At 57.2% G+C, this 22,999-nt stretch carries 17 protein-coding genes; 6 read left to right on the top strand and 11 right to left on the bottom strand.

Annotated elements, in window-relative coordinates:
- Positions 1-28: 28 nt before the first annotated feature.
- Positions 29-1,024 carry a TRAP transporter substrate-binding protein gene (locus RDA78_RS16210; RefSeq protein WP_434050859.1) on the bottom strand — a complete coding sequence of 332 codons (996 nt, stop codon included), beginning with the start codon at positions 1,022-1,024 and terminating at the stop codon, positions 29-31.
- 223 nt (positions 1,025-1,247) lie between these two features.
- Between RDA78_RS16210 and RDA78_RS16205 the strand changes: the two genes are divergently transcribed.
- From RDA78_RS16205 to RDA78_RS16195, 3 genes are all read left to right on the top strand, one after another.
- Positions 1,248-2,744, top strand: coding sequence for a glycosyltransferase family 39 protein (locus RDA78_RS16205; RefSeq protein WP_434050858.1), 1,497 nt, complete (start codon positions 1,248-1,250; stop codon positions 2,742-2,744).
- 165 nt (positions 2,745-2,909) lie between these two features.
- The gene (locus RDA78_RS16200; protein ID WP_434050857.1) at positions 2,910-6,494 is read left to right on the top strand and encodes a hydantoinase B/oxoprolinase family protein; all 3,585 of its coding nucleotides are present in this window, start codon (positions 2,910-2,912) and stop codon (positions 6,492-6,494) included.
- A gap of 218 nt (positions 6,495-6,712) precedes the next feature.
- A complete protein-coding gene (locus tag RDA78_RS16195) occupies positions 6,713-8,470 on the top strand; it encodes a methyl-accepting chemotaxis protein (RefSeq protein WP_434050856.1) in 1,758 nt (585 codons plus the stop codon).
- Between the two features lie 55 nt (positions 8,471-8,525).
- Here RDA78_RS16195 and RDA78_RS16190 read toward each other — a convergent pair whose 3' ends face one another.
- On the bottom strand, positions 8,526-9,170 hold the full coding sequence (locus tag RDA78_RS16190) for a DUF1062 domain-containing protein (protein WP_434050855.1): 645 nt from the start codon (positions 9,168-9,170) through the stop codon (positions 8,526-8,528).
- Between the two features lie 312 nt (positions 9,171-9,482).
- Complete coding sequence (locus RDA78_RS16185; protein ID WP_434050854.1) at positions 9,483-10,259, bottom strand: HugZ family protein; 777 nt, start codon at positions 10,257-10,259, stop codon at positions 9,483-9,485.
- A gap of 182 nt (positions 10,260-10,441) precedes the next feature.
- Here RDA78_RS16185 and RDA78_RS16180 point away from each other — a divergent pair, with 182 nt between their 5' ends.
- Positions 10,442-10,870 carry a BA14K family protein gene (locus tag RDA78_RS16180; protein ID WP_434050853.1) on the top strand — a complete coding sequence of 143 codons (429 nt, stop codon included), beginning with the start codon at positions 10,442-10,444 and terminating at the stop codon, positions 10,868-10,870.
- Positions 10,871-11,115: 245 nt separating this feature from the next.
- Here the strand turns inward: RDA78_RS16180 and RDA78_RS16175 are convergent, their stop codons facing one another.
- Positions 11,116-11,871, bottom strand: coding sequence for an extensin-like domain-containing protein (locus RDA78_RS16175; RefSeq protein WP_434050852.1), 756 nt, complete (start codon positions 11,869-11,871; stop codon positions 11,116-11,118).
- Between the two features lie 88 nt (positions 11,872-11,959).
- On the opposite strand from RDA78_RS16175, the gene RDA78_RS16170 reads away from it, so the two are divergent.
- Complete coding sequence (locus tag RDA78_RS16170; protein ID WP_434050851.1) at positions 11,960-12,586, top strand: LysE family translocator; 627 nt, start codon at positions 11,960-11,962, stop codon at positions 12,584-12,586.
- Positions 12,587-12,790: 204 nt separating this feature from the next.
- On the opposite strand, the gene RDA78_RS16165 is transcribed toward RDA78_RS16170, so the two are convergent.
- The 7 genes from RDA78_RS16165 to RDA78_RS16135 all read right to left on the bottom strand — a co-directional run bounded on the left by RDA78_RS16165 (position 12,791) and on the right by RDA78_RS16135 (position 21,885).
- A complete protein-coding gene (locus RDA78_RS16165) occupies positions 12,791-13,936 on the bottom strand; it encodes a DUF2336 domain-containing protein (protein ID WP_434050850.1) in 1,146 nt (381 codons plus the stop codon).
- 755 nt (positions 13,937-14,691) lie between these two features.
- The gene (locus RDA78_RS16160; RefSeq protein WP_434050849.1) at positions 14,692-15,291 is read right to left on the bottom strand and encodes an FMN-dependent NADH-azoreductase; all 600 of its coding nucleotides are present in this window, start codon (positions 15,289-15,291) and stop codon (positions 14,692-14,694) included.
- Between the two features lie 281 nt (positions 15,292-15,572).
- A complete protein-coding gene (locus RDA78_RS16155; protein ID WP_434050848.1) occupies positions 15,573-16,991 on the bottom strand; it encodes a carnitine 3-dehydrogenase in 1,419 nt (472 codons plus the stop codon).
- Positions 16,988-17,899 carry a 3-keto-5-aminohexanoate cleavage protein gene (locus tag RDA78_RS16150; protein ID WP_434050847.1) on the bottom strand — a complete coding sequence of 304 codons (912 nt, stop codon included), beginning with the start codon at positions 17,897-17,899 and terminating at the stop codon, positions 16,988-16,990. The genes RDA78_RS16155 and RDA78_RS16150 overlap by 4 nt, the downstream gene beginning before the upstream one ends.
- Before the next feature lie 10 nt (positions 17,900-17,909).
- Positions 17,910-18,692 carry a carnitinyl-CoA dehydratase gene (locus RDA78_RS16145; protein ID WP_434050846.1) on the bottom strand — a complete coding sequence of 261 codons (783 nt, stop codon included), beginning with the start codon at positions 18,690-18,692 and terminating at the stop codon, positions 17,910-17,912.
- Positions 18,685-20,721 carry an acetate--CoA ligase family protein gene (locus tag RDA78_RS16140; protein ID WP_434050845.1) on the bottom strand — a complete coding sequence of 679 codons (2,037 nt, stop codon included), beginning with the start codon at positions 20,719-20,721 and terminating at the stop codon, positions 18,685-18,687. Before RDA78_RS16140 ends, RDA78_RS16145 begins: the two co-directional genes overlap by 8 nt.
- Before the next feature lie 3 nt (positions 20,722-20,724).
- Positions 20,725-21,885 (bottom strand): acyl-CoA dehydrogenase family protein, encoded by a 1,161-nt coding sequence (locus RDA78_RS16135; protein WP_434050844.1) that lies wholly within the window; start codon positions 21,883-21,885, stop codon positions 20,725-20,727.
- 284 nt (positions 21,886-22,169) lie between these two features.
- Here RDA78_RS16135 and RDA78_RS16130 point away from each other — a divergent pair, with 284 nt between their 5' ends.
- Positions 22,170-22,910 carry a GlxA family transcriptional regulator gene (locus RDA78_RS16130; protein ID WP_434050843.1) on the top strand — a complete coding sequence of 247 codons (741 nt, stop codon included), beginning with the start codon at positions 22,170-22,172 and terminating at the stop codon, positions 22,908-22,910.
- Positions 22,911-22,999 lie beyond the last annotated feature (89 nt).

Raw genomic sequence — 22,999 nt, 5'->3', positions numbered from 1 at the left:
CGGGCCCGGCGTTCGTACTTGTTGTTGTTTAGTTCTTGTAAGCTTCGATGACGGCCGCACCGGCTTCGCCGGCGTTTTCCTGCCATTCGGCGGCCATGGTTTCACCGATTGTGGCAAGATCCTCGATCAATTGCTTGCTCGGCTGCACCACCTTGATGCCGTTTTCGATTAGCACGTTGGTCTTGGTTTTGGTTTCAACCTTCGATGCTTCCCAGCCGCGCTTTTCGGCAAGCTCGGCAGCTTCCAGAACCGCGGTCTTTTCTTCGTCACTCAGACCATCGAACGCGCGCTTGTTCACAATCACCATGTTCTTTGGCAGCCAGGCCTGGGTGTCGTGGTAGTGCGTCAGGAAGTCCCATGCCTTCGAGTTCGCGCCGGTGGACGGCGATGTGATCATGGCTTCCACACGCCCGGTGGAGAAAGCCGTCGCGATATCCGGCACCTCGACCTGGGTCGGGACGGCGCCGGCAAGCTGCGCGAGACGCTCTGTGGCGGCATTGTATGCGCGGAACTTGAGGCCCTTAAGGTCGTCTCCCGAAACAACTTCTTTCTTGGCAAAAATACCCTGCGGCGGCCACGGCACGGCAAACAACAGGTGCAGGCCCTGCTCGCTCAGCTTCTCTTCAAGACCTGCCTTGGAAGCCTGATAGAGTTTCCATGCCTCGTCGTAAGACGGCGCCAGGAAAGGTACGGAATCCACGCCAAAAACGGCATCTTCGTTCGCGAGACGGGAAACCAGGACTTCACCGATGGGCGCCAGACCCTTTCGGACCGAATTCTTGATTTCCGGATGCTTGAACAGGGAGCCCGCGGAGTGAACCGTAATGGTCAGGGATCCATCGGTCTTCGCTTTGACGTCATCGGCAAACGCCGAAATGTTCTGCGTGTGGAAGTTGCTGTCGCCATAGGGGGTTGGCATGTCCCACTTGGTTTCGGCCGAAGCAACGGTCAGACCGGCAAGACCGAAAACGGCAGCGGTCGCCAGACGGACAGCGGATTTGTTCAAAATACGTGAATGCAGCATGAAATTCTCCTCTTGGAAGCCGGATTCATTCCGGCCTGATGCTGTTTCCGGCGCCTTGTTCTCAACAGCTCGGAAAAGCGCATCTGCCGCAAAGCTAGACTCAAAAACTCAAAACATCAACATTTTATCGATAATTTATCATCGAAAAATCAACAACAGATCGTACTTTCTTCTTTGATGTGAATTGTCTAGCGTCGCTAATTCATTGGAGGAGAACAAAAAAGTGCTGCAGACGACCGGTGATGGCCGCTCTACCAGTATCGTGAGTACTTTGCTTCTTGTCGTTGTTCTTGTCGTGGCCGCTGCTCTTCGGTTGCATGACCTGGACAGAACAAGCATCTGGTACGATGAGGCGGTCAGTTGGAGCCAGTCGAACGGGTCCTTGACGGCTCTTCTTGCCTCGGTCGCCACCGACAACTACCCGCCTTTGCACAACATTCTTCTCTGGCTGACGATACCGGTCATCGGTGACAGCGAAACGGCGCTTCGACTGCCCTCCGCCGTTCTGGGAGTATTCGCGGTCTTGCTGACTTTTCTGATCGGCAAATTGCTTACCGGACGGATCACCGGGCTGACCGCAGCGGCCTTGCTCGCGCTTTCGCCGTTCCACATCTGGTATTCGACCGAGGCCCGCATGTATGCGCTGCTGGCAGCCTGCGGTCTCGCGTTTCTTCTCTCGACCCTGAAAGTTCTGAGAACCCCATCATCCCTCTGGCTCACCTTGCTCGCGGTCTCAGGAACTCTCTTTCTCTACAGCCACGTCTATGCGCTCCTTGCCTTCGCTGCAGTCGGAACCGTTTGCGCGTGCTTTGCCCTGCGGGACCTCACTCTCGGAAAGTCTTTTGGCCAGTTACATGCCTTGCACGCATGCCTGGCGATGGGCATCAGCACCATCGCTTTTCTGCCCTGGCTCTACCTTCTGGCGATACGCGCGAATTCTGTCGCCGAGGCCGGTTTCTGGATCGCATTTCCGGATCTTCCCTTCCTGAATGCCATGGTGTTCGGCATAACAGGTTCCCTGGTTCTCTTCTGGCTGCTTGTCTGCCTTGCCGTCCTCAGCACGGTTCCAGCCAATTGGCGGAGCCAGTCGCAGGAAAAGCCCTCACACACCAACCCGTACGCGCTCGCAGTTTGCATCGCCTATACGTTCGGCCCCGTGGCACTTGCCTACCTCTACTCCTTGTTTGTGCAACCGATCCTGTTCGATCGCTACCTCATTGCGTCCTGGCCTGGTCTGTTGTTGCTGGCCTCCGCCGGCGCGCATCGCCTCTCCCCGAAACTCGTTCCCGCGGCACTTGTCGCGATCTCCCTCGTCCTCACATTTCCCGAGCTCAAGTTCACCCTGACGGAGAAGATCCGGCCGGACTGGCGCGGAATAACCGAGGCTTATCTTTCGGAGCGCTCGGCGAGCGATCGGCTTATGCTGTTCAAGGGGTTCGCCGCGCCTGCATTGGCATACTACCTGAGGGCACCAGGCGGTTTCGCAACGGCAGAGACGCCCGAAGACATCCCCAAGATTGAGTCTGCCTCTGACGCAGGCAATAACTGGTTGCTTGTGGTACACACCAATCCGCAAGAACTGGCGGATGCGAAAGAAGCCTTCGGCACGGTAGAAGCCGAACCTTTGGCGCGCACCTTTGGCTGGGGTGCCAGCGGCCTGTCTCTTTACAGGAAACCTGCACAGAACAAAGTGGAGACCATCCCTGAGAAAAGCGATTAAAACACTGATTTTGATGAGCTTCTAAATTTCTACCGTAGAATTCAGAATTTTCTCATCGACAATTTATCGATAAAATGTCAACATAACGCTACAAACGTTCAAACCTGAACAGGCCGAAGCTGAAACGCATTGAGAATTTCAGTTTGAGACATCAGAGGAAAGAAAATGACAGCGAAGTGGGACTTTTGGATCGACAGGGGCGGCACCTTCACGGATATCGTCGGCCGTTCGCCTGACGGAACACTGCACCCGCACAAAGTACTGTCGGAAAATCCGGAAGCTTATCGTGATGCCGCGATCCAGGGCATCCGCGAACTGCTCGGAGTTGACAAGGGCATGCCCATTCCGTCCGACAAGGTCGCAACAGTCAAGATGGGCACCACGGTGGCAACCAATGCCCTCCTGGAGCGCAAAGGGGAACGCACGGCACTGTTCATCACTGCCGGGTTCCGCGACGCGCTGGAGATCGGCTACCAGGCCCGCCCCAAGATCTTCGCCAAGGAAATCATAAAGCCGGAATTGCTTTATGAGCGCGTTCATGAAATCACCGAACGCGTGCGCACGGACGGCACCATCGAGACGGCGCTTGACGAAGGACAGGCCCGTAACGAAATGCAGGCAGCCTGGAACGCCGGGATACGCTCAATCGCCATCGTCCTGATGCACGCCTACGCCTATCCGCAGCACGAAAAAACACTCAGGGAGGTCGCGGAAGCGATCGGATTCCCGCAGATTTCTGTTTCCCACGAAGTCTCGCCGCTGATGAAACTTGTCGGACGCGGCGACACCACGATCGTGGACGCGTATCTCTCACCGATCCTGCGCCGTTATGTCGAACAGGTTCAGGCGGAACTCGGCGAAGGTCCACGGCTGATGTTCATGCAGTCTTCCGGCGGACTGACCGCTGCGGACCTGTTCCAGGGCAAGGATGCGATCCTGTCCGGACCGGCCGGCGGGGTTGTCGGTGCGGTCGAAACCTCACGCATGGCCGGGTACGACAAGATCATCGGCTTCGATATGGGCGGCACATCCACGGATGTCTGCCACTTCGAGGGAGACTACGAACGGGCTTTCGAAACCGAGGTCGCCGGTGTGCGCATGCGCGCACCGATGATGATGATCCACACGGTGGCGGCCGGAGGCGGCTCGATCCTCCACTACACCGACGGCCGCTTTCAGGTCGGCCCGGACTCGGCTGGCGCCAACCCCGGCCCGGCCTGTTACCGGCGCGGTGGACCGCTGACGGTTACCGACGCCAATCTCATGACGGGAAAACTCGCACCTGCCTTCTTCCCGAAGATCTTCGGCCCCAATCAGGATCAACCGCTGGATGGGGACACGGTCAGGGAGCAATTCGAAGCGCTGGCTGCTGAAATCGGAGATGGCCGTACGGCGGAAGAAGTCGCCGACGGGTTCCTCAAGATCGCGGTCGAAAACATGGCGAATGCGATCAAGAAAATCTCGGTCCAGCGCGGTTATGACGTTACCGAATATGCGCTTACCTGTTTCGGCGGAGCCGGCGGACAAACAGGGTGCCGGGTTGCCGACAGCCTTGGCATGACCACGGTTATCCTCCACCCGTTCTCCGGAATTCTTTCCGCCTACGGCATGGGTCTCGCTGACATTCGCGCCGACCGGCAGAAAGCGGTCGTCAAGACGCTGACGGAAGATCTGTTAGCGGAGCTGGCGGCTCTCAGAAACGAATTGGCAAGTCAGACGGAAGCCGAACTCGAACGGCAGGCTGTCCCCGCTGCAGCCCGCCGCTCCACGGCAACGGCTCATTTGCGCTACGACGGCACGGACACGCCACTACCTGTTCTGCTTGACGGCGTTGCGGAAATGCGAGCGGCGTTTGAAGACGCCCACAAGAAACAGTTCGGTTTTGCCTACGACAACAAGCCGATTGTTGTCGAAGCGCTAGAAGTCGAAACGGCGGGCGGCGGCGCCGGCCTTGTCGAACCGGATCTCAGTCTGTCTTCGGAAAGCCCTGCAGCTGCGGAAACGGCCCGTCTTTACTCTGATGGGTCATGGCACGACGCGGGCATCTACAAACGCGATGCCCTGAGGCCCGGCACGCGCGTCTCGGGGCCGGCCGTTATCATAGAACCGCATGCCACAATCGCGGTCGAGGACGGCTGGCAGGCGGAAGTCAATTCCAAGGATCATGTCATCCTGAAACGCGTTGTCCCGCTCAAACGGGCAAGCGCCGTCGGCACCCATGCCGACCCGGTGATGCTGGAAGTGTTCAACAACCTGTTCATGTCCATTGCCGAACAGATGGGCGTCACGCTTCAGAACACGGCTTATTCCGTCAACATCAAGGAGCGCCTGGATTTCTCCTGTGCCGTCTTCGATGCGGACGGCGCCCTTGTCGCGAACGCCCCGCACATGCCGGTTCACCTCGGTTCAATGGACCGGTCGGTCGAGACGATCATCAAGCTGAACAAGGGCAAAATCAAACCAGGCGACGTGTTTGCGCTGAACGCTCCTTACAACGGCGGCACGCACTTGCCCGACATAACGGTCGTGTCGCCGGTCTTCGATGACGACGGCAACGAGATCCTGTTCTGGTCCGCCTCGCGCGGTCACCATGCGGATGTCGGCGGTTCGGCGCCGGGCTCGATGACCCCGCGTGCAACCAATGTCGATGAAGAAGGTGTTCTGTTCGACAACTTCAAGATCGTCGACGAGGGCCATTTCTGCGAAGCGGAACTGGTGGAACTCCTCACCAATCACGCCTATCCGGCCCGGAACCCGCATCAGAATGTTGCCGACCTTTCCGCACAAATTGCCGCCAACGAGAAAGGCATCCAGGAGCTGCGCAAGATGGTCGCGCATTTCGGGCTGGACGTCGTCCAGGCCTATATGGGCCACGTTCAGGACAATGCAGAAGAAAGCGTGCGCCGCGTTATCGAGGCCCTGAAGGATTCAGAATACGAGTATCCAACCGACCAGGGATCCGTGATCAAGGTCAGGATCTCCGTCGACAAGGCAAGACGCGAGGCAACTGTCGACTTCACCGGAACCTCAGGCATGAAGCTGAACAATTTCAATGCGCCCGAACCGGTGACGCGTGCTGCGATCCTCTATTGCTTCCGCGTCATGGTGGACGGTGACATACCGATGAACGCGGGCTGTCTCAAGCCGATCAATATCGTCATCCCTGATGATTGCATGCTACGACCCTCCTATCCTGCCGCCGTTGTTGCAGGCAACGTGGAAACCTCGCAGCATGTTACCAACGCGGTCTTTGCAGCGCTGGGTGCCATGTCCAACGCACAGGGAACGATGAACAACCTGACATTCGGCAACGACACCTATCAGTACTACGAAACCATCTGTTCAGGCTCTCCCGCCGGGCCCGGCTTCAACGGAACCGATGGCGTCCATACCCACATGACCAATTCGCGGCTGACCGACCCTGAAGTGCTTGAATTCCGCTTCCCGGTCCTGCTTGAGGATTTTCACATCCGCAAAGGCTCAGGCGGCAAGGGAACATGGTCTGCAGGTGACGGCACCCGGCGGACATTGCGCTTCCTGGAAAAAATGGACTGCGCAATTCTCTCATCGCACAGAAGCATCAGGCCCAAGGGCCTGAATGGCGGAGAAGACGGCGAGCTCGGACGTACGGAAGTGCGCCGTTTCGATGGCGCGATTGAAGTCCTGGAGGGCTGTGACCAGACCGTACTCGAGCCCGGCGAAGCCGTGACGGTGATCACCCCGACTGCGGGAGGCTGGGGTCAAGTCTGATCGCAACCATCTTTTTTGTCCTGATGCAAAAGGCCGCTCTCATCCGGAGAGCGGCTTTCTTTGTTTGATCAACCCAAACACCGTTATTTCTAGCTGTACGTGAAATTTACAACTAAGTCCTGAGGGAAAAGATTTAACCGAATCTTCAACGGACCATCGCCTAAAATAAATGAATTATGTCGCGTTTTCAGATAATTCAGAAGAATTGCGAGACAGTAATGGTTCGACTATCAAATCCGATCCAAACGTCGGCTGCAGCCAAAATTCTCTCCTTGGTTGCATTTCTGTGTATCGGCATGGTTGTGGTCTCCTCCGTCTCGATTGTCCAGATGAACCTGATCGGCAAGGAACTTGCCAACATTGCGGAAAAGGACATTCCCCTCACTGAGGCGATCAGCCATGTAACCAATCATCAACTGGAGCAGGCCGCATTGGTTGAACGCATGATGCGGGTCGCCGGTGTGAGTTCGGAGACAGAAAAAACCGGCTTCAGGTCCATGAAGACCCGCCTTCAGAAACTTGAGCTTCAGGTTGCAGACGAAATCCTAAAAGTTGAAAGACTTGCTGAGTACGCGTTGGCAAACAGCAGCTCGGAAGCCGAGCAAAAAGAATTTTCCATGGCCGTCCGTCAGTTGAAACGGATCGAGAAGGAATACGCTCAATACAAGTCCCATGTCGATGAAATCATGCACCTTGTCGAGATCAACGACTACGACGCAGCCAAGACGCTTCTCGCGACCCTGGAAGCAGAACAGGAGCGTCTTGACCACGAACTCATCGCACTGCTGGAAGAGATTGAAAGCTTCACACAAGCCGCAGCGCTTGCGGCGGAAGCGCATGAAAAACAGGCCCTTGAGCAGATCATGATCGTGTCTGCGATCACTTTCCTTGTTTGCCTGGTGGGGTCGATCCTCTTTGCGCGCCTCGTGATTTCCAATCCGTTGAAAGACGTGTCGGGCGGACTTTCCGAACTCGCCAAAGGCAACACTGACATCAAAGTGCGCGTCCGCTCAAGAGACGAAATCGGCCAGGTTGCAGAAGCTTTCGAGGCCTTCCGGATCAACATGATCGAGATGAAGCGCCTGCAGGAACAGGCCCGCGAGGAAGAGATTCAGGCTGAAGCAGACAGGCGCGACACGCGGCTGCGGCTTGCCGACGAACTGGAAGGCCAATTGATGGAAAGTTGCGAGGCTGTGGTGCTGGTTCTTAATGACCTGACCGAAGGGGCACACGAACTCACGCGGAACAGCGACGAAACCATAGACCGTTCCAACACCGTGGCCGCGGCTGCCGAAGAATCAACGGCCTGCGTCCAATCCGTCGCCTCCGCTTCCGAGGAACTCGCAAGTTCGATCCAGGAAATCAGCCGCCAAGTCACGCTTGCCAATGATTCTACGTCACAAACCACCGAACGGGCGGTGACCTCCAATGGAACGGTTGGCCACCTCTCATCCGCCGCGGAGGAAATCACCGAGGTTCTTAAGCTCATCAGCTACATCGCTGACCAGACGAACCTGCTGGCGCTCAACGCGACAATAGAAGCAGCCCGCGCCGGGGAAGCCGGCAAGGGGTTCGCGGTGGTTGCCTCCGAGGTCAAGGCGCTGGCCACCCAGACGGGTCAGGCGACGGATCAGATCGGATCGCAACTCAGCGGCGTACAAACCGGCGCTTCGACCTGTTCGGAAGCCATCTCGAAGGTGGTCACATCTGTCAGCGCGATCCAGGAACAGATCTCCGGTATCGCCTCAGCGATTGAGGAACAGAACGCTGTTACCTCGGAGATCGCGAAAAACGCCACAGAGGTTGCCCATGGCAGTGCTGATATCTCAAGGAACATCATCGAGGTGAACCAGGCCGCGCAACTTTCAGGCAAAAGAGCAAAGGAAGTATCCCACAAAGTCGATGACGTTTCGGAGCAGATCGCAACCATCAGAAACGGGCTTGCCGATTTCCTTGGCCATCTGCGCGCTGCCTGACCTCTGTTCGTGCAAATGGCCGGAACAGAGTTCCGGCCATTTGCACCTTGCAAGATCAGCCGCACCCGGCATCGCCTTGCTGCACCAATCGCGCTCGCAGGTCGGGAATAACTTTCTGCCCCGCGTCGCTCACTTCAATGACGGTTTTCTCCCGGATCGGCTGCCTGAATGCCCTTTTTGACGCGGATCGCACATGAATGGCACCGGCTTCCAACAAATTGTGCACCATCGCCCGTGAGACCGACAATCCCTCGGCAAGGACGCGATCGAGCCGAATTTGAAGGTTTGCCGGGTTCACGAGAACCAGCTCCAGGGTGCTCTCGACCGATTTTGTCTTGGACAGGATTTTCTTCTCGATCTTGTAGGCATCTGCGCTGCCGGGCCTGAAACCGTCGCTTCGGGTGGGCGGTTGCGCCGCAAAGGCGCGTGCAAGTCTGGCATTGTTTTCCTGAAGCGCGTCGATCGTGGCTGACGGGAGTGAGCGAACCGGACGGCGTTCGAACAGTGTGCGGTTCCAGCGATTGCCGCACGCAAGACAGGCATAGATCAGCCAGGCATCGAGACGGTTTCCGTTGGCATTCAGCCGGAACTTTTCTGTCGACACGAAAGAGGTGACGCTGTCGCAACGGGCACAGCGGCGTTCAATCTGAAGGGTATTTGCGCCCAGGATCTTCCATTGAACGTAAAGAGGAAATGACATTCCGTCGGTCTTCCCTTTGAAGGAAGTCCGTCACCGGTCAGTCGGGTATCCGCAGGCGTGAACACCGGCAGACATCGGTCTGGCTCGCAGGGGGAATCAGGTTGATTGGGCGTATCGGAAAAGCAATACGGCAGGGCCAAGCCACACCGGTCCCGATCCGCCGCATGACGAACACGTCAGAACGTCGCTCGATAGAGCGACAAGCGGATACGAAGACCGGTCAGAGCGTAGGCAAGATAATCGTCCTGATTGAAAAGGTGTCTTGTTCTAGCCGAAGCTGCCGGCCTGAACAAGGCGCGCTGCGGCCGGAGATCAGTTCCCACGCGCCTTCTTGGCGAGTTCGACAAGGACCGGCCGCAAGGCTGCGGGTTTTTCCAGTGCATTCTCGAACCACAAGCGCTCGATCCTGTCTCCAGCGACCAGATCCAGCCCTTCCGGGTCAAGACCGGACAAACGCCAGTTGGCCGCCGCGCCCTTGCACAGGACTTCTGCGTAGAGCTTAATCGCATCGGCGTGGTCGTCGTTCATGTGTTCCACCGCGCCCTTTTCCATCACCTGCCAGCCTTGTGCATCGCCGAGTGTGGTCAGGAGATCTGACTGCTGCAGTTCAAACGCCTTGCCGAAGCCGCCGTTCAGGCTCGCCCGCTTGAGTTCCAGCCTGAAAAAAGCGAAATCACCGAAATCAACATAGAGCTCCGCTTTCGGATGACGCGCCAAGTAGCGCCGCCTCAGGCGTTTGTGTGTTTCGCTTTTCCGCTCGATGCGTACTGCCGAGCAGAACAGGGAAATTCTGGCATGGGCCAGCGGATCGCCCTTCCCGGGCTCCCCGACCAGCAGCGAGCAGTTCGGCGTCTCGAGAATTGCCGACGTATGTCCGGACAAGGTGCTGGTCAGGATGATGGGCGTGCCGTCGATATCTGTGGCGAGGGCGACGCGGCTGGCAAGCGGATGACCGGTGCCCGCTTCAATTGCTGCCAAAGCCCCGAAGCGCGCCTTCCGGATCAGGTCCTTCGCCGTGCGGCGTGACTGATCGTTGGTTTCGCGGATAGGCGACATCGGTTCCTTTGTATTCTCGTTGCCCGCGCTCACACCTGTCTCCTGAGGGTTTCCTGATGGCCAACTGTTCCTTCGCAAGGCAAGAAACACCACAGCGCGAACCTGAACGCAAGATGAACGGGCATCTCAGAACCCGTTCAGGGCCGGTATGCGAATGTCCCCTCATCAGTCACGGCGCCGGACAAAAGAGGCGCAGGCATCTGGAGAAGAAAACGATGAAAACCTTGAGCAAACGCCTGATTGCTGTCGCCCTGTCCGGCGCCCTTCTCGTTCCGGCAATTGCAACAGCCGAGGCCGGCCCGAAACGGGGATGGAAGGGCCATCATCACGGTGGCTATCACTACAATCACAAGCGCCACAGAAACAACAACAATGTCGGCGCAGCAGTCGCGGCTGGTGTCATCGGTCTTGCTGCGGGCGCCATCCTGCTCGGCGCAGCCAACCGCCCGGCATATGCCGGTCCGCCGCCGCCTCCGGCGACCTACTACCCGCCCGCGCCCTACCCGGGACAGGTTCACGGTGCGGCTGGATATCAACCCTGGAGCCCGGCTTGGTACCAATACTGCTCTTCCAAATTCCGGTCGTTCAATCCCTCGACCGGCACCTACACCACCTATCGGGGCGAGCAGCGTTTCTGCCAGTAACTTTCCGAGTTCGCCCCGCACCTTCCGGCAGCAGGCAGCCCGTCAGCCGAACTGACTTCCGCCTGCTGCCGCTTCTTTGAAGATTTCAGTCAACCGGAACGTCGCCTGAATTTCCGCAAGGCAGAAAATCAGGCCACGCCTTTGGTCACGGTGCCCAAGCCTCTGATACCACACAGGGTTCGTTTGGATGAGTAGTCCGCATGGGCCCGAGTCGGGCACTGTGACCGCCCCGTTCACAATCCCACTCACTGACAGATCAGATAAGTGCAGCTCTTTCCGTGGCAGCCGATGTCGACATGCAGGTGCGATTTGTGAAATTCATCGCCTTCCGGACTGAGAACGGTCGTGAACCGCGCGCATGCGCTTTCGTGAATGTCCTTCAGAAAGCGGCCTTGCGGCGTGTCTTTTCCCCAGTCAGTCTCCACTGAAACAGATGCTCCCTCGTGCATGGAAAAGCCCGAGATATCCACCGCTTTGCCTAGCGCATGCTCAGACAGTTTGCCGTCCGGCTGGTTGTTGCGCCGGCGGCACTGGTAGCCAGGACCCGTGGCAATCGACTTGATGCCGCCATCGAAATGCTTTTCGGCAACCGGCAGCACATCGTCCTGAAGCCACTGCGAGAGTGTTTTTGCAAACTGACAGGAAACTGTGACGGATCCTTTCAGGACCACCGTAGAACTTTCCCTCCGGATGCCTGTCAGCCTGACGGGGCTTTCGATGCCGCAGCCAGCATCTCCGGAGAATTCGCCACGAACCGGAGGAATGCTCTCAAAATCCACGCCGGAAAGGTCGCAGGACGCGGATTTTTTCGCCGGCGAGTTGTCTGCATCAGGGGTTTGGCCGGGCTTCGGCTTAGGAAGTGGAGAGGCGGTCGCTTTCCCGGTAACCGTCTGCCCGGCAAGCGGCTTGGGTGCGGGGACAGGCTCGGCAGCAAATGCATGTGCCGACATCATGATCACACTGGCGGTTGCCCGAACCCCGAAGCGCAGCATCCTGTTCATTCGCCCCTCTTGACTTGCAGGCATGTTTCATATGTGGCTGACTGCCGATGAGCATCCCCCAGCGCATTTCGAATGTCGAGACACCCGAATGACACTTGAACTCTTTTCCGCATATGTTGTGGCAACCCTCATTGTCCTGGCGATACCCGGACCCACGATCATGCTCGTGATCAGCTATGCCCTGACCCAGGGAAGGCGATCGGCATTTGCCAGCGTTCTCGGCGTCGGTCTCGGCGATGCAACCGCCGCCGCGGTCTCCCTGCTGGGTCTGGGCGCGATTTTGGCAGCCTCCGCTACAGCGTTTTCGGTTCTGAAATGGGTCGGAGCTGCCTATCTGGTGTGGCTTGGTATCAAGATGTGGCGAAGCCGCCCCGCCGTGCAGAACGTGCAGCAGATGGAGCACATTTCCGCGCGGAAGATTTTCTGGCATGCCTATGTCGTGACATCGCTGAACCCGAAAGGCATCGTATTCTTCATGGCGTTTCTGCCACACTTCATCGCGCCGCAGGCAGCTGTTGCGCCTCAGCTTTTCCTGCTCGGAACCACATTTGTCGTGCTGGGTATCCTGAACGCAGCCGTCTATGCGTTTGCTGCGGCGGCGATCGGTCAGAAGCTCAGGAGCCCGTCATTGCTTCGACTGGTCAACAGGGTTGGCGGCGGCTTTCTGATTTCAGCGGCTGCCATGACGGCAACACTGCAAAGATCGACCGGTTAGAGGTGCTGTGCAGCCTTAGGGTACGGCCCCATAGATGAAGCCGATTTGGCGGCAGAAATGGCAAAATCTCGGGAGGAAGCGTGTGCAGAGCGGGCTTTTAGCCCTGTCAAGCGCGGTGACGCTGCGAGGTAAAGCCATTTTGCAGTCCTTCGCAGTTGGTCAAAACGATCCAAACCAAATTGACTTCAGTTATGGGTTCTTACCCTACCGGCTCGCCGCGAATGCCGTTGCGCGCTTGACCTTCGGCTTCGGCCGTTTTCGTGTCTCTTCTTCGGTCTTCAGGCCGAAAGAGGCACCGGACTTCTTCAGTGTTTCCAGGGAACGCTTGGCCCCCTCCTCGCTGAGCGCCGCGTAACGCTGTATCGCCGCGTTCAACTCCAGACCGCCGATGCGCAGCCGGCGCGCGCGCATTGTCAGAATGTCCTTATAGGCCTCTGCCGTCACGCCATTGGCCCTGCATAGAATGATCAGCGGTTTGTCGCTTGCGCTGAATAGCAATTGCGAGACCGCCGCCGGCGGCAAATCACTGACCTTGGCCAGCAGCATCCCCAACTCGGCCGTCCGGTCGGCGCGCGCAAAGGACGTGACTGCATCGTCGATCCTGGTCTTGTTTCCGAGGACGTCGTTGATGAGCGCATTTGATTCCTCGCGCGCATCATCAAGCTTGTGCGCGCGAGCGGCCACTTCTGTTGCAGCACGTTGCGCAAGCAGATTCACAAGCGTGTTGTCGGCACCTAGCGCGGTGATCCGCTCCTTAAGTGCGTCGGTGAGGAAGGGCAGCAAGGCGTGCGCCGCTTCCTCAGGCAAATCCGGACGATTGACCAGTGCTGACTGAATGGACTCGTCGGAGCGCGCCTTCTCGACGAGCTTCAGGAACGATGAGTCAGCAAACTCCGCGCCTTCATTTTCCGCGACCCTCTTGAGCACCTTGCTGTCACCGCGATCGACAAGAACGGTCGTGACAGCCTTGTCGACCGTCTTCCTGCCGGCAATTGCACCCAAATGCGACATAGAAGCGTTGGACGCGATATCGACAAGGTCGTCGCTGGTCAGCGCCGGACTATGTTCGAGGACCGGTTCGGCCACCGAAATGGAGTCGTTGCCCAATTTGACCATCAGTTCATGAGGTGCGTCTTCTTCATGGCAAACTCGCTTGGCAAGGATCATGCGGGTCTCTTCTTCAAGCTGCCCGAGAACCTTCAGGACGATATCGCCGAAGAGAAGGCTGATCTGCTCATCGCGTTCCTTGCCGGCACCGACGAACATGTCCGTCAGCGCACCGATGAGGCCTTTGCGCCCGGTAGCACTGGAATCCTTTGCCAGTTCCGCAAGTTTCGACAGATTGATCATTGCTTCTCCGAAGCGCACGACACGCCTTCTCGGAGGCTAGCAGAAGCTTCTTAACAGGACGCTACTGGTTTTTCCGTACTCCAAAGCGGACCCGGCGAAGCATGCAACGCGGCTTGATATCGATAACAGGCTGTCAAGGCGAGTGGCGAAATCAAAAAAGTTCTGGCGCTCCCACACAAACATTGTCTCATTTTTTTGACATCTAGTCGTTCGTTATCAACGCGTTAAGGAGAGGGTTAGCTGAAAATGCAATCTATTGGTGTTCTTTTCTCGCCGCAATGCAGCAACTTTTTTGCTTCGCTTCGTCGATTCACTGTCCTAGTATCACTTGGTCAACGTGAGGTAATCGGGAGCGGACAGATGACTCTAGCGCGGAACCTGAACAGGATTGCCTTTGTCGCAGCATTTGTTTTTCTAGCTGCAATTGTTGTTGGGATTATCTGATCCAGCAACAGGAACGAGTATAAAAACAACGCCTTAGAGCGAAACTCGGAATTGTGTTGATAGACAATTTTGACAGTACCGGACAGTCGAGCCCGCCGCACCAGAAGGTGTCGGCCGGCACCGATTGTCGGCACGTTGTTTTCTTTTGTGACGATCGCGTCGGACACCATGCCCGACGCGACGTGCTCCTAGGTTTGCGAAGAATTCTCTCCGGATCAGCAGAACGCTGCAATTAATGAGTGCAAAAATCTCACTCAGTGAGACCGAGTGTGCGCGTTTTATCCACATGAGCGGCCAAATCAGTCGCCGGCTTACGCGGCAAGCGCCAACGTTTGTGCAAGTGCGTCCTCTTTTTTGGACGGATCAGCCATGAGCTGGTCTGCCGCAATGATCGTGACATCCTTGATCCCGACAAAGCCAAGCACGTGTTTCAGATACGTTACTGCAAAATCGATCTCGGACCCCACTTTCGTTCCACCGGACGCAACAAGGACGTAGGCTTTCTTGCCCTCAAGCAGACCGACCGGGCCGTTTTCAGTGTACTTGAATGTTTCGCGCGCACGCGCGATTTGATCGATCCAGGCTTTCAGCGCGGCTGGAACCGAAAAATTGTAGATCGGCGTTCCGATCACGATCGTGTCGGCAGATTTCAGTTCATCAACCAGTTCGTCGGAAAGAGACAACTTCGCTTGTTGCTCTTCATTCCGCTCGGACGGATCGGTGAAGTTGGCTCCGACCCATTCTTCATCCAGGAATGGCAGGCCCGTCGAAACGTCACGGATCAGGACTCTGGCGTTCGGATCCTTGTGCGTCAGGCGGTCGACCAGCGCGCTGGTCAGTTCCCGGGTCACCGAGTTGGTTTTGCGGGCGGAAGCGTCGATATGAAGAATTGTATTGGCATCGTTCGTCACGTTCGTTCTCCTGTTCAAGACCGCCCAAGCGGTTTGTTCCTGAGAAACAGATAATAAGAGAAAAAACGTATAACTAGGCCAATTTAAGTGAACAGTCTGTTGACCGTGAGCACCACTGGTCACAAATCTAACGACCATTCCGGAAACACAAGATATTTCGGAAGCCTAGTTGTGGAATCAAAAAAAGGTCGTTCATTCCATCGATCCTGAAACTGATTGTGTTTGGTCACCAACCAGTCTCAAGAGCTCAATGTGAGGGAACAACCTTTTGGAATTCACACCTAGCCGCGCTGACCGACATACCGCCGCGCACCCTCCGGCATCTCCATTTGCGCATGTTTCACAGCGTATTGCCGAAGCTTTTCGGCAACGTGCTCGCCCGGCAAGGAACTTCCTCGCGTTTTGAGATCAACATGAAGCAGGAACGTTTCCACGGTTGCGACCAGTGGGCCATCTGCCTTTTTCAGGAAGTGGAACAGATGCAGCTTCTTCCCCTCACCCTGCAATACCTGGGTCGTTACGATGAGGCGTTCACCTTCAAGCATCTCATCGAGGTGGCGGATATGCGTTTCCACCGTGAAATAGCTTCGGCCGGATGCAATATAGTCTGCATCCGCACCGATCATTTCCATGAACCGGTCGGTAGCTGCCGCCCCCGCTTCCAGGTAGTGGGTCTCATTCATATGGCCGTTGTAGTCCACCCAGCTTTGCGGAACATGCCTGCTGCCGGTCACCGGCAGGACGGGATCCTCGTGCGCGGACAACGAGGCTTCGTGCCGATTGATCACACCACCGGCTCCACTATCCGTTTTTTTCAGGGCACGTATCATTCCGACGAGGTTGTCGTCGCGCTTGCGTTCAAGCTCGCGAATGGACATGTGGCCCGACTGGGCATCGGACTGTCCCGCGATCAGATCCACCAGTTCATCAGTGAATTCGGGAACATCCATCAGTTTTGTCCAGGGCCACTTCAATGCAGGGCCGAACTGGGCCATGAAGTGCTTCATGCCGGCCTCTCCACCGGCAATCCTGTAGGTCTCGAACATTCCCATTTGTGCCCAGCGGATGCCAAACGCCATGCGGATGGCTTCATCGACTTCTTCGGTGGTCGCAACGCCGTCCTTGACGAGCCAGAGGCTTTCACGCCAGACCGCCTCCAAAAGACGGTCGGCGATATGCGCATCGATTTCCTTGCGCAGGACAAGCGGAAACATGCCCAGATCGCGCAAGATACCGGCAGCCTTGGCCGTTGTTGCACTATCGCCCACCAGTTCCACGAGCGGCAAAAGGTATACCGGGTTGAAGGGATGGGCAACGATCGCCCGCGCACCCTGACTGTTCAATTCAGACGGTTTGAAACCGGACGTCGACGAGCCGAGCACCGCGTCGTCCGAGGCCAGGCCGCAAATCTCTCCAAGCACCTTGTGCTTCAACTCAAGCCTTTCCGGGATGCTCTCCTGTATCCAGTCAGCATCCTCGACAGCGCCTGCAAGGCTGTCGTGAAACGTCAGCTTTCCTTCCGGCGGCAACAGCCAGTCGTAAAGGGACGGAAGGCTTCTGCGCGCATTGCCCAGAACTTCGTTTATCTTGCGCTCGGCCTCCGGATCGGGATCGTAAACCGCCACATCCCAGCCGTTTAGCAGAAAACGGGCCGCCCAGCCGCCACCGATCACCCCACCGCCGACGATGCAGGCCTTCATTTTGGTGCCCTCTTGGTCAGCCCGAGCAGAGTACGAACGTCCTCGGGACCCATGATCTTCGCACCCATTCCTTCGACGACGTTTACGGCCTTCTCGACCAATTGCGCATTGGTGGCAAGAACACCTTTTTCCAGGAAGAGATTGTCTTCCAGACCCACGCGAACATTCCCGCCGGCCAAAACGGCTGCGGCGGCGTAAGGTATCTGATCCCGCCCCAAGCTGAACGCTGACCAGGCCCAGTCTCTCGGTATGGCATTCACCATGGCCATCAGCGTGTTCAGGTCGTTCGGCGCGCCCCAGGGAACGCCCATGCACAGCTGAACAAGCGCAGGAGAAGCAAGCGTGCCTTCGCTCACCAGTTGTTTGGCGAACCACAAATGCCCGGTGTCGAACGCCTCGATTTCCGGTTTGACACCGAGTTCCGTCATCATGGATCCCATCGCCCTCAACATGCCGGGCGTGTTCGTCATGACATAGTCTGCCTCGGCAAAGTTCATGGTCCCGCAGTCGAGCGTACAGATTTCCGGAAGGCACTCTGCAATGTGTGCCATGCGTTCAGCTGCGCCGATCATATCCGTCCCGGCTGCGTTGACCGGAAGGGGTACTTCCGTTGAACCGAAAACAATATCGCCGCCCATGCCGGCGGTCAGATTGAGTACCACATCCACGTCGGCCGCCCGGATGCGGTCAGTCACTTCCCGATAGAGCTCCAGGCGTCTGGAGGGGACGCCGGTTTCCGGATCGCGCACATGGCAGTGAACCAAGGCAGCACCCGCCCTTGCAGCATCGATCGCGCTGTCGGCTATCTCTTTCGGGCTGCGTGGAACATGCGGTGACTTGTCCTGTGTCGATCCGGAACCTGTAACAGCGCAGGTGATGAAAACGTTGCGGTTCATTTGTAGCGGCATTGTTCGTCTCCTAGCGGCCCTTCCAGACCGGATCTCGTTTTTCTGCAAAGGCCTTGGCACCCTCAAGCTGGTCCTCAGAGCGATAAAGCGTCTCGACGGTTTCGAACTGGCTTTTGGTGATGCGGTTCATGGCATCCTGGAAGGTCATCGCCTCTGCTTCCCTCACGACTTCCTTGATCGCGGCATAGACGAGCGGCGGCCCAGACGCCAACAATTCGGCGAGGGTCCAAGCCTCCTGCATGAGCCGATCGGCAGGATAGACGTGATTGATCAGTCCCCAACGCGCTGCTTCCTGCGTGTCGATCCAACGCCCGGTCAGCAGCATTTCCATCGCAATGTGATAGGGGATGCGTTTGGGCAACTTGATGCTGGCGGCATCGGCCACGGTCCCGGAACGTATCTCGGGCAATGCAAACTCGGCATGCTCGGCAGCCAGAATAATATCCGCCGAGAGCGCCAGTTCCAGCCCGCCGCCGCAACAAATGCCGTTGACTGCCGCAATGACGGGCTTGTTGAGCCCACGCAATTCCTGCAGGCCTCCAAACCCGCCTTTTCCGTAGTCTCCGTCGACCGCGTCGCCGTCTGCGGCTGCCTTCAGGTCCCAACCGGGGCAGAAGAACTTTTCCCCTGCGCCGGTGATGATCGCGACGCGCAAGTCCGGATCATCGCGAAAATCCGTGAAGACGTCCCCCATCAGCCGGCTTGTTTTGAGATCGATCGCGTTGGCTTTGGGTCGATCCAGGATCACCTCGAGGATCTGGCCTTCCTTTCGAACCTTCAGCGGACTATCCATCGCACGTCTCCTCACCTTTGATCAATGCGTCTGCAGCGATGGCAAAATTCTCGCCGCAGAGCAAAGGATTGATTTCCACTTCGGCAACCGGCACCGACAATGCAAAGGATTGAACGGCCATGACAGTGTCAATGATCGCCTCACGATCACATGCAGGCTGACCCCGATAGCCGTCAAGAAGACGCGCTAACTTGAGACCACCCAGCGCTTCGTTCACCTCATGCCGTGAAACCGGCAAGATCAACGAAGCCGTATCCTGAAGAAGCTCTGCCAGCACTCCTCCTGCAGCGAGTGTCAACACATAACCGTGGGCGTCGTCACGAACGAGACCGACCAGCAGTTCAGCAACAACATCACAGACCATTTCTTCAACCAGAAAGGCTTTCGCAGGCATACGTGACCCTGCTTCTAAAACCTGATTTCCGGATGTCAGTTCAAGTGCGACAGCACCGGCCTCGGTTTTGTGCGCGACGCCGGTTCCCTTGAGAACGACCGGAAACCCCAAGCCCTCTGCTGCCTCAACCGCCTCTCCCAGGTTGTTTGCAGCACCACTTCTGGGTACGCGCACACCGTGTCTTTCGAGAATTTCCTTGGACCTCTTCTCTCCGATCTCGGCGGGCGCGAGCGGTTCAAGCGGAATATGCACCGCGCCTGCACTCCCGGTCCGGCCTGCCATTGAGACCGCTGCGAGGGCCGCGAGCCCATCATCCATGCCGACCATCGGCACGATTTTGCGCGCCAGCAAGTCAGCCGCCAGATCCTCCGGCATGGTCTCTGGCAGGGAGCTGAGTATTCCCATGGGTTTGCCGCTTCTGGACTTCGCCGCTTCCACCGCATCGATGACCTTCAGCCATTCCCCGGCCGAACATCTGTCCAAGCGCGGGAAATCGAGAACAACGATGCCGAAGGAGGCCTCCCCTTCAAGCATCGCCACAAACACGGAACCCATCGCCTCCACGTCTCCCCAGACATAGGTGTGGTAGTCCAAGGGATTGGCCAAAGCCACTTTTGGACCGAGCAAACCTTGCAGTTTGCTTTTCTGTGACGAATTGAGCACCGGAAAAATAACTGGAAGATCGACGGCAGTATCGGCAATGAGGCTTGCCTCTCCTCCGGAGCAGGACATGGAGACGATCTTGTTGTCTGACAACATTCCCACCGCGTGGACCAGTTTGAGTGATTCCAGAAAAACGGAAAGGCTCTTGACTTCTACAATGCCGAGCTTCGCAAGCAAGGCACTTGCTCCGGCGGAGCTGCCGGCAAGCGATGCCGTATGCGAAATCGCTGCAGCGCGTGCCTGCTCCGAACGGCCGATCTTCAGAACCACCACGGGTTTGCCGGCTTCGTGCGCCCTATGCGCAAACCGCACAAACTCGGACAGGTCATCCAGCCCCTCAATGTGCAGACCGATGGCCGTCACGCGCGCGTCGTCAAGCAAGGCATCTGCCACGGCGGACAGCCCGCGTTGGGCCTGGTTTCCCACGGTAAGAAGATAGGCAACCGGCAGCCCGCGCGCTTGCATAGTGAGGTTCAGCGCAATGTTGGACGATTGCGTCAGGATAGCAACACCACTTTCTGTGGTCTTCAGTCCATGCTGATCCGGCCAGAGTGCTGCGCCGTCAAGCGCATTGATGAAGCCATAGCAGTTCGGCCCCAGGATCGGCATGTCACCGGCGGCTTCGATCAGGGCATCCTGCAGGATTTCGCCGTCTTCGAGTTCGGCAGCCGCTTCCCGAAAACCGGATGCGAAGCACACTGCGCCACCGGCACCCATATTTGACAGGCTTTGTACAATCTCGATCGTCGCGTGCCGGTTGACGCCGATAAAGGTTGCATCGGGAACAAACGGAAGCGCTTCGATCGAGCGCACGGCCGGGAATCCACCGATCTCATTCCTGGTGGGGTGCACAACACCCACCTGACCGTCAAAGCCAAGCTTCCTGCACTCTTCAACCACATTCGAACACCAGAATCCGCCACCGACCACAGCGATGGATTTCGGACACAGGAGCTTTTGCAGGCCCTGCATGGACTAGGCTCCGAGAGGTCTGAAAAGATCGCGGCTGATGATATGGCGCTGGATTTCGCTGGTTCCGTCCCAGATCCGTTCCACGCGTGCATCACGCCAGAACCGTTCGATCGGAAAATCATCCATCAGGCCCATGCCGCCATGGATCTGCAAGGTCGCATCTGTCACTCTCGCAAGCATTTCTGTGGCATAGAGCTTGGCGCTGGCAATTTCCCTGTTGGCAGGCAATTGTTGATCGAGCCGCCATGCGCCCACAAGCGTAAGCCAATCGGCCGCATCGATTTCGGTGATCATGTCTGCAATCTGAAAGCTGACACCCTGGAATTTCGCAATGGCCTGGCCGAATTGCTTGCGCTCCGCCGCATAGGCAACGGCATGGTCGAGACACCTGCGTGCCCGCCCGACACTCATTGCCGCAACGGTCAGACGGGTCGCATACAGCCATTCGTTCATCACGGCAAAGCCGCCATCAACCTCTCCAAGAACCTGTGCATCGGGAAGCCGGCAGCCGTCGAAATAAAGAATGTAGTTCTTGTAGCCCCGGTGACTGACGGAGTTGTAGCCTTCACGCACTTCGAAACCGGGCGTGCCACGATCCACGAGAAAACAGGTGATCCGCTTCTTCGGTCCCTTCGGTGTTTCATCGACGCCGGTTGCGACGAACACAATGAAGAAATCTGCATGTTCGGCCCCGGAAATGAAATGCTTCGACCCGGAAACCACCCAGTCGCCGCCAACCCGGACGGCCTGACACTTCATGCCCCTCACATCGGACCCCGCATCCGGCTCCGTCATCGCCAGGGCATCCATCTTGTCGCCGCGAACAGCCGGCAGAAGGTAGCGCTCGCGTTGCTCGCCGGTACAGGCCATGAGTATGTTCTGCGGCCGGCCGAAAAAATGCGTCAAAGCCATGGAGCCGCGTCCGAGTTCACGCTCCACGAGCGTGAAGTCCAGGTGGCTCAAGCCGGCCCCGCCGACTTCCTCTGGAAAGTTGCAGGCATAGAACCCGAGATCGAGGCACTTGCGCTTGATCTCCTCCCCGAGATCCGCCGGAACCTGTCCTGTTTTTTCGACAAGGGTTTCATGAGGATAGATTTCATTTTCGACGAACGAGCGCACCGTCGAAACGATCATGTCCTGCTCGTCGCTCAAACCAAAATGCATCTTGTCCTCCTGTTGCCACCAGAGATGAAAAGTGAGACAACAGGCAAGCACATGATGTGCAGTTTTGGTACTATAATATGCAGAAATCAAACAAATTGTCTCAGTGCCGGTCGATCCATGTTCTGCTGTTCGACAATTTCTCAAATCACTGTCTGGCAAACGCAATTGAGCCCTTTCGAGCAGCCAATACGATTGCGCGTCAAGAACTGTATGTTTGGGAACATTTCAGCCTTCCAGGTGGAAAGGTCACATCCTCAAGCGGCTTGCCGGTCGAGACCAGTCCGATGGCCGGTAAGGCACACCGCGGCGACTACTTTTTTGTCATGCCGAGCTACGGTTATGGCGAATTGTCAAATCCAAAGACGAGCCAGTTGCTGCGTGCTGCGCGTCGTCGTTATGGCATGATGGTCGGGATGGATACCGGCGCCTGGCTCCTGGCAAAGGCCGGGCTGTTGGACGGCTGCAGGGCAACAATCCACTGGGATGAATTTACAAGCTTTATGGAAGCGTTCCCGGATGTCAGAGCGGTTGAGGACAGGTTCGTTATCGAAGACGGTTTTGCGACCTGCGGTGGCGCGTCAACCACGTTCGAACTCACCCTGGAACTGATACGCCGCGAACACAGCCCGATGTTCGCGCTGGAGATTGCGGCTCTGTTCATGCATGGAGACAAGCTGGACATGCAGGACCCGCTGCAACGCTGGTCGTCCGATGCGCTTGTTCGCAGCGCGACAGCGCTCATGCGGAGAAATCTGGAACAGCCCTTGACCATTCCCGAACTGGCAAGACAGCTCCGCTCCGACCAAAGATCGCTGGAAAAGCGGTTTCAGCAGGAAATGCAAAGCACACCGCTCTCTGTTTACCGGGGAATTCGATTGCGTGAGGCTCGCCGCCAGGTGGAACTGACAAGATTGAGCATCGCGGAAATCTCAGAACGGTGTGGTTACCGGAACACGAGTGCGATGATAAGGGCATTTCGTCAGGAATTTGGGCACCCACCAGGACACTACCGACGCATATCGTGAAAAATCACTTTGCCCTCGAACCAGGAAACGGCGCCGGACCCGGACTACTCATAGGCCCGTATGCCCGGGAACGCACCTTGACAAAACTC

The organism is Roseibium sp. (genome assembly GCF_051016195.1).
Lineage (GTDB): Bacteria > Pseudomonadota > Alphaproteobacteria > Rhizobiales > Stappiaceae > Roseibium.
Note: the sequence above shows the minus strand (reverse complement) of the source record. Positions and strands in the feature narration are given on the sequence as shown.

What these genes read in the sequence shown, in the direction of transcription:
- RDA78_RS16175 (WP_434050852.1), bottom strand. Translation starts at nt 11,871, where the DNA reads ATGAACAGGATGCTGCGCTTCGGGGTTCGGGCAACCGCCAGTGTGATC.
- RDA78_RS16140 (WP_434050845.1), bottom strand. Translation starts at nt 20,721, where the DNA reads ATGCAGGGCCTGCAAAAGCTCCTGTGTCCGAAATCCATCGCTGTGGTC.
- RDA78_RS16150 (WP_434050847.1), bottom strand. Translation starts at nt 17,899, where the DNA reads ATGCCGCTACAAATGAACCGCAACGTTTTCATCACCTGCGCTGTTACA.
- RDA78_RS16165 (WP_434050850.1), bottom strand. Translation starts at nt 13,936, where the DNA reads ATGATCAATCTGTCGAAACTTGCGGAACTGGCAAAGGATTCCAGTGCT.
- RDA78_RS16200 (WP_434050857.1), top strand. Translation starts at nt 2,910, where the DNA reads ATGACAGCGAAGTGGGACTTTTGGATCGACAGGGGCGGCACCTTCACG.
- RDA78_RS16210 (WP_434050859.1), bottom strand. Translation starts at nt 1,024, where the DNA reads ATGCTGCATTCACGTATTTTGAACAAATCCGCTGTCCGTCTGGCGACC.
- RDA78_RS16130 (WP_434050843.1), top strand. Translation starts at nt 22,170, where the DNA reads ATGGCCGGTAAGGCACACCGCGGCGACTACTTTTTTGTCATGCCGAGC.
- RDA78_RS16155 (WP_434050848.1), bottom strand. Translation starts at nt 16,991, where the DNA reads ATGAAGGCCTGCATCGTCGGCGGTGGGGTGATCGGTGGCGGCTGGGCG.
- RDA78_RS16195 (WP_434050856.1), top strand. Translation starts at nt 6,713, where the DNA reads ATGGTTCGACTATCAAATCCGATCCAAACGTCGGCTGCAGCCAAAATT.
- RDA78_RS16180 (WP_434050853.1), top strand. Translation starts at nt 10,442, where the DNA reads ATGAAAACCTTGAGCAAACGCCTGATTGCTGTCGCCCTGTCCGGCGCC.
- RDA78_RS16145 (WP_434050846.1), bottom strand. Translation starts at nt 18,692, where the DNA reads ATGGATAGTCCGCTGAAGGTTCGAAAGGAAGGCCAGATCCTCGAGGTG.
- RDA78_RS16135 (WP_434050844.1), bottom strand. Translation starts at nt 21,885, where the DNA reads ATGCATTTTGGTTTGAGCGACGAGCAGGACATGATCGTTTCGACGGTG.
- RDA78_RS16170 (WP_434050851.1), top strand. Translation starts at nt 11,960, where the DNA reads ATGACACTTGAACTCTTTTCCGCATATGTTGTGGCAACCCTCATTGTC.
- RDA78_RS16190 (WP_434050855.1), bottom strand. Translation starts at nt 9,170, where the DNA reads ATGTCATTTCCTCTTTACGTTCAATGGAAGATCCTGGGCGCAAATACC.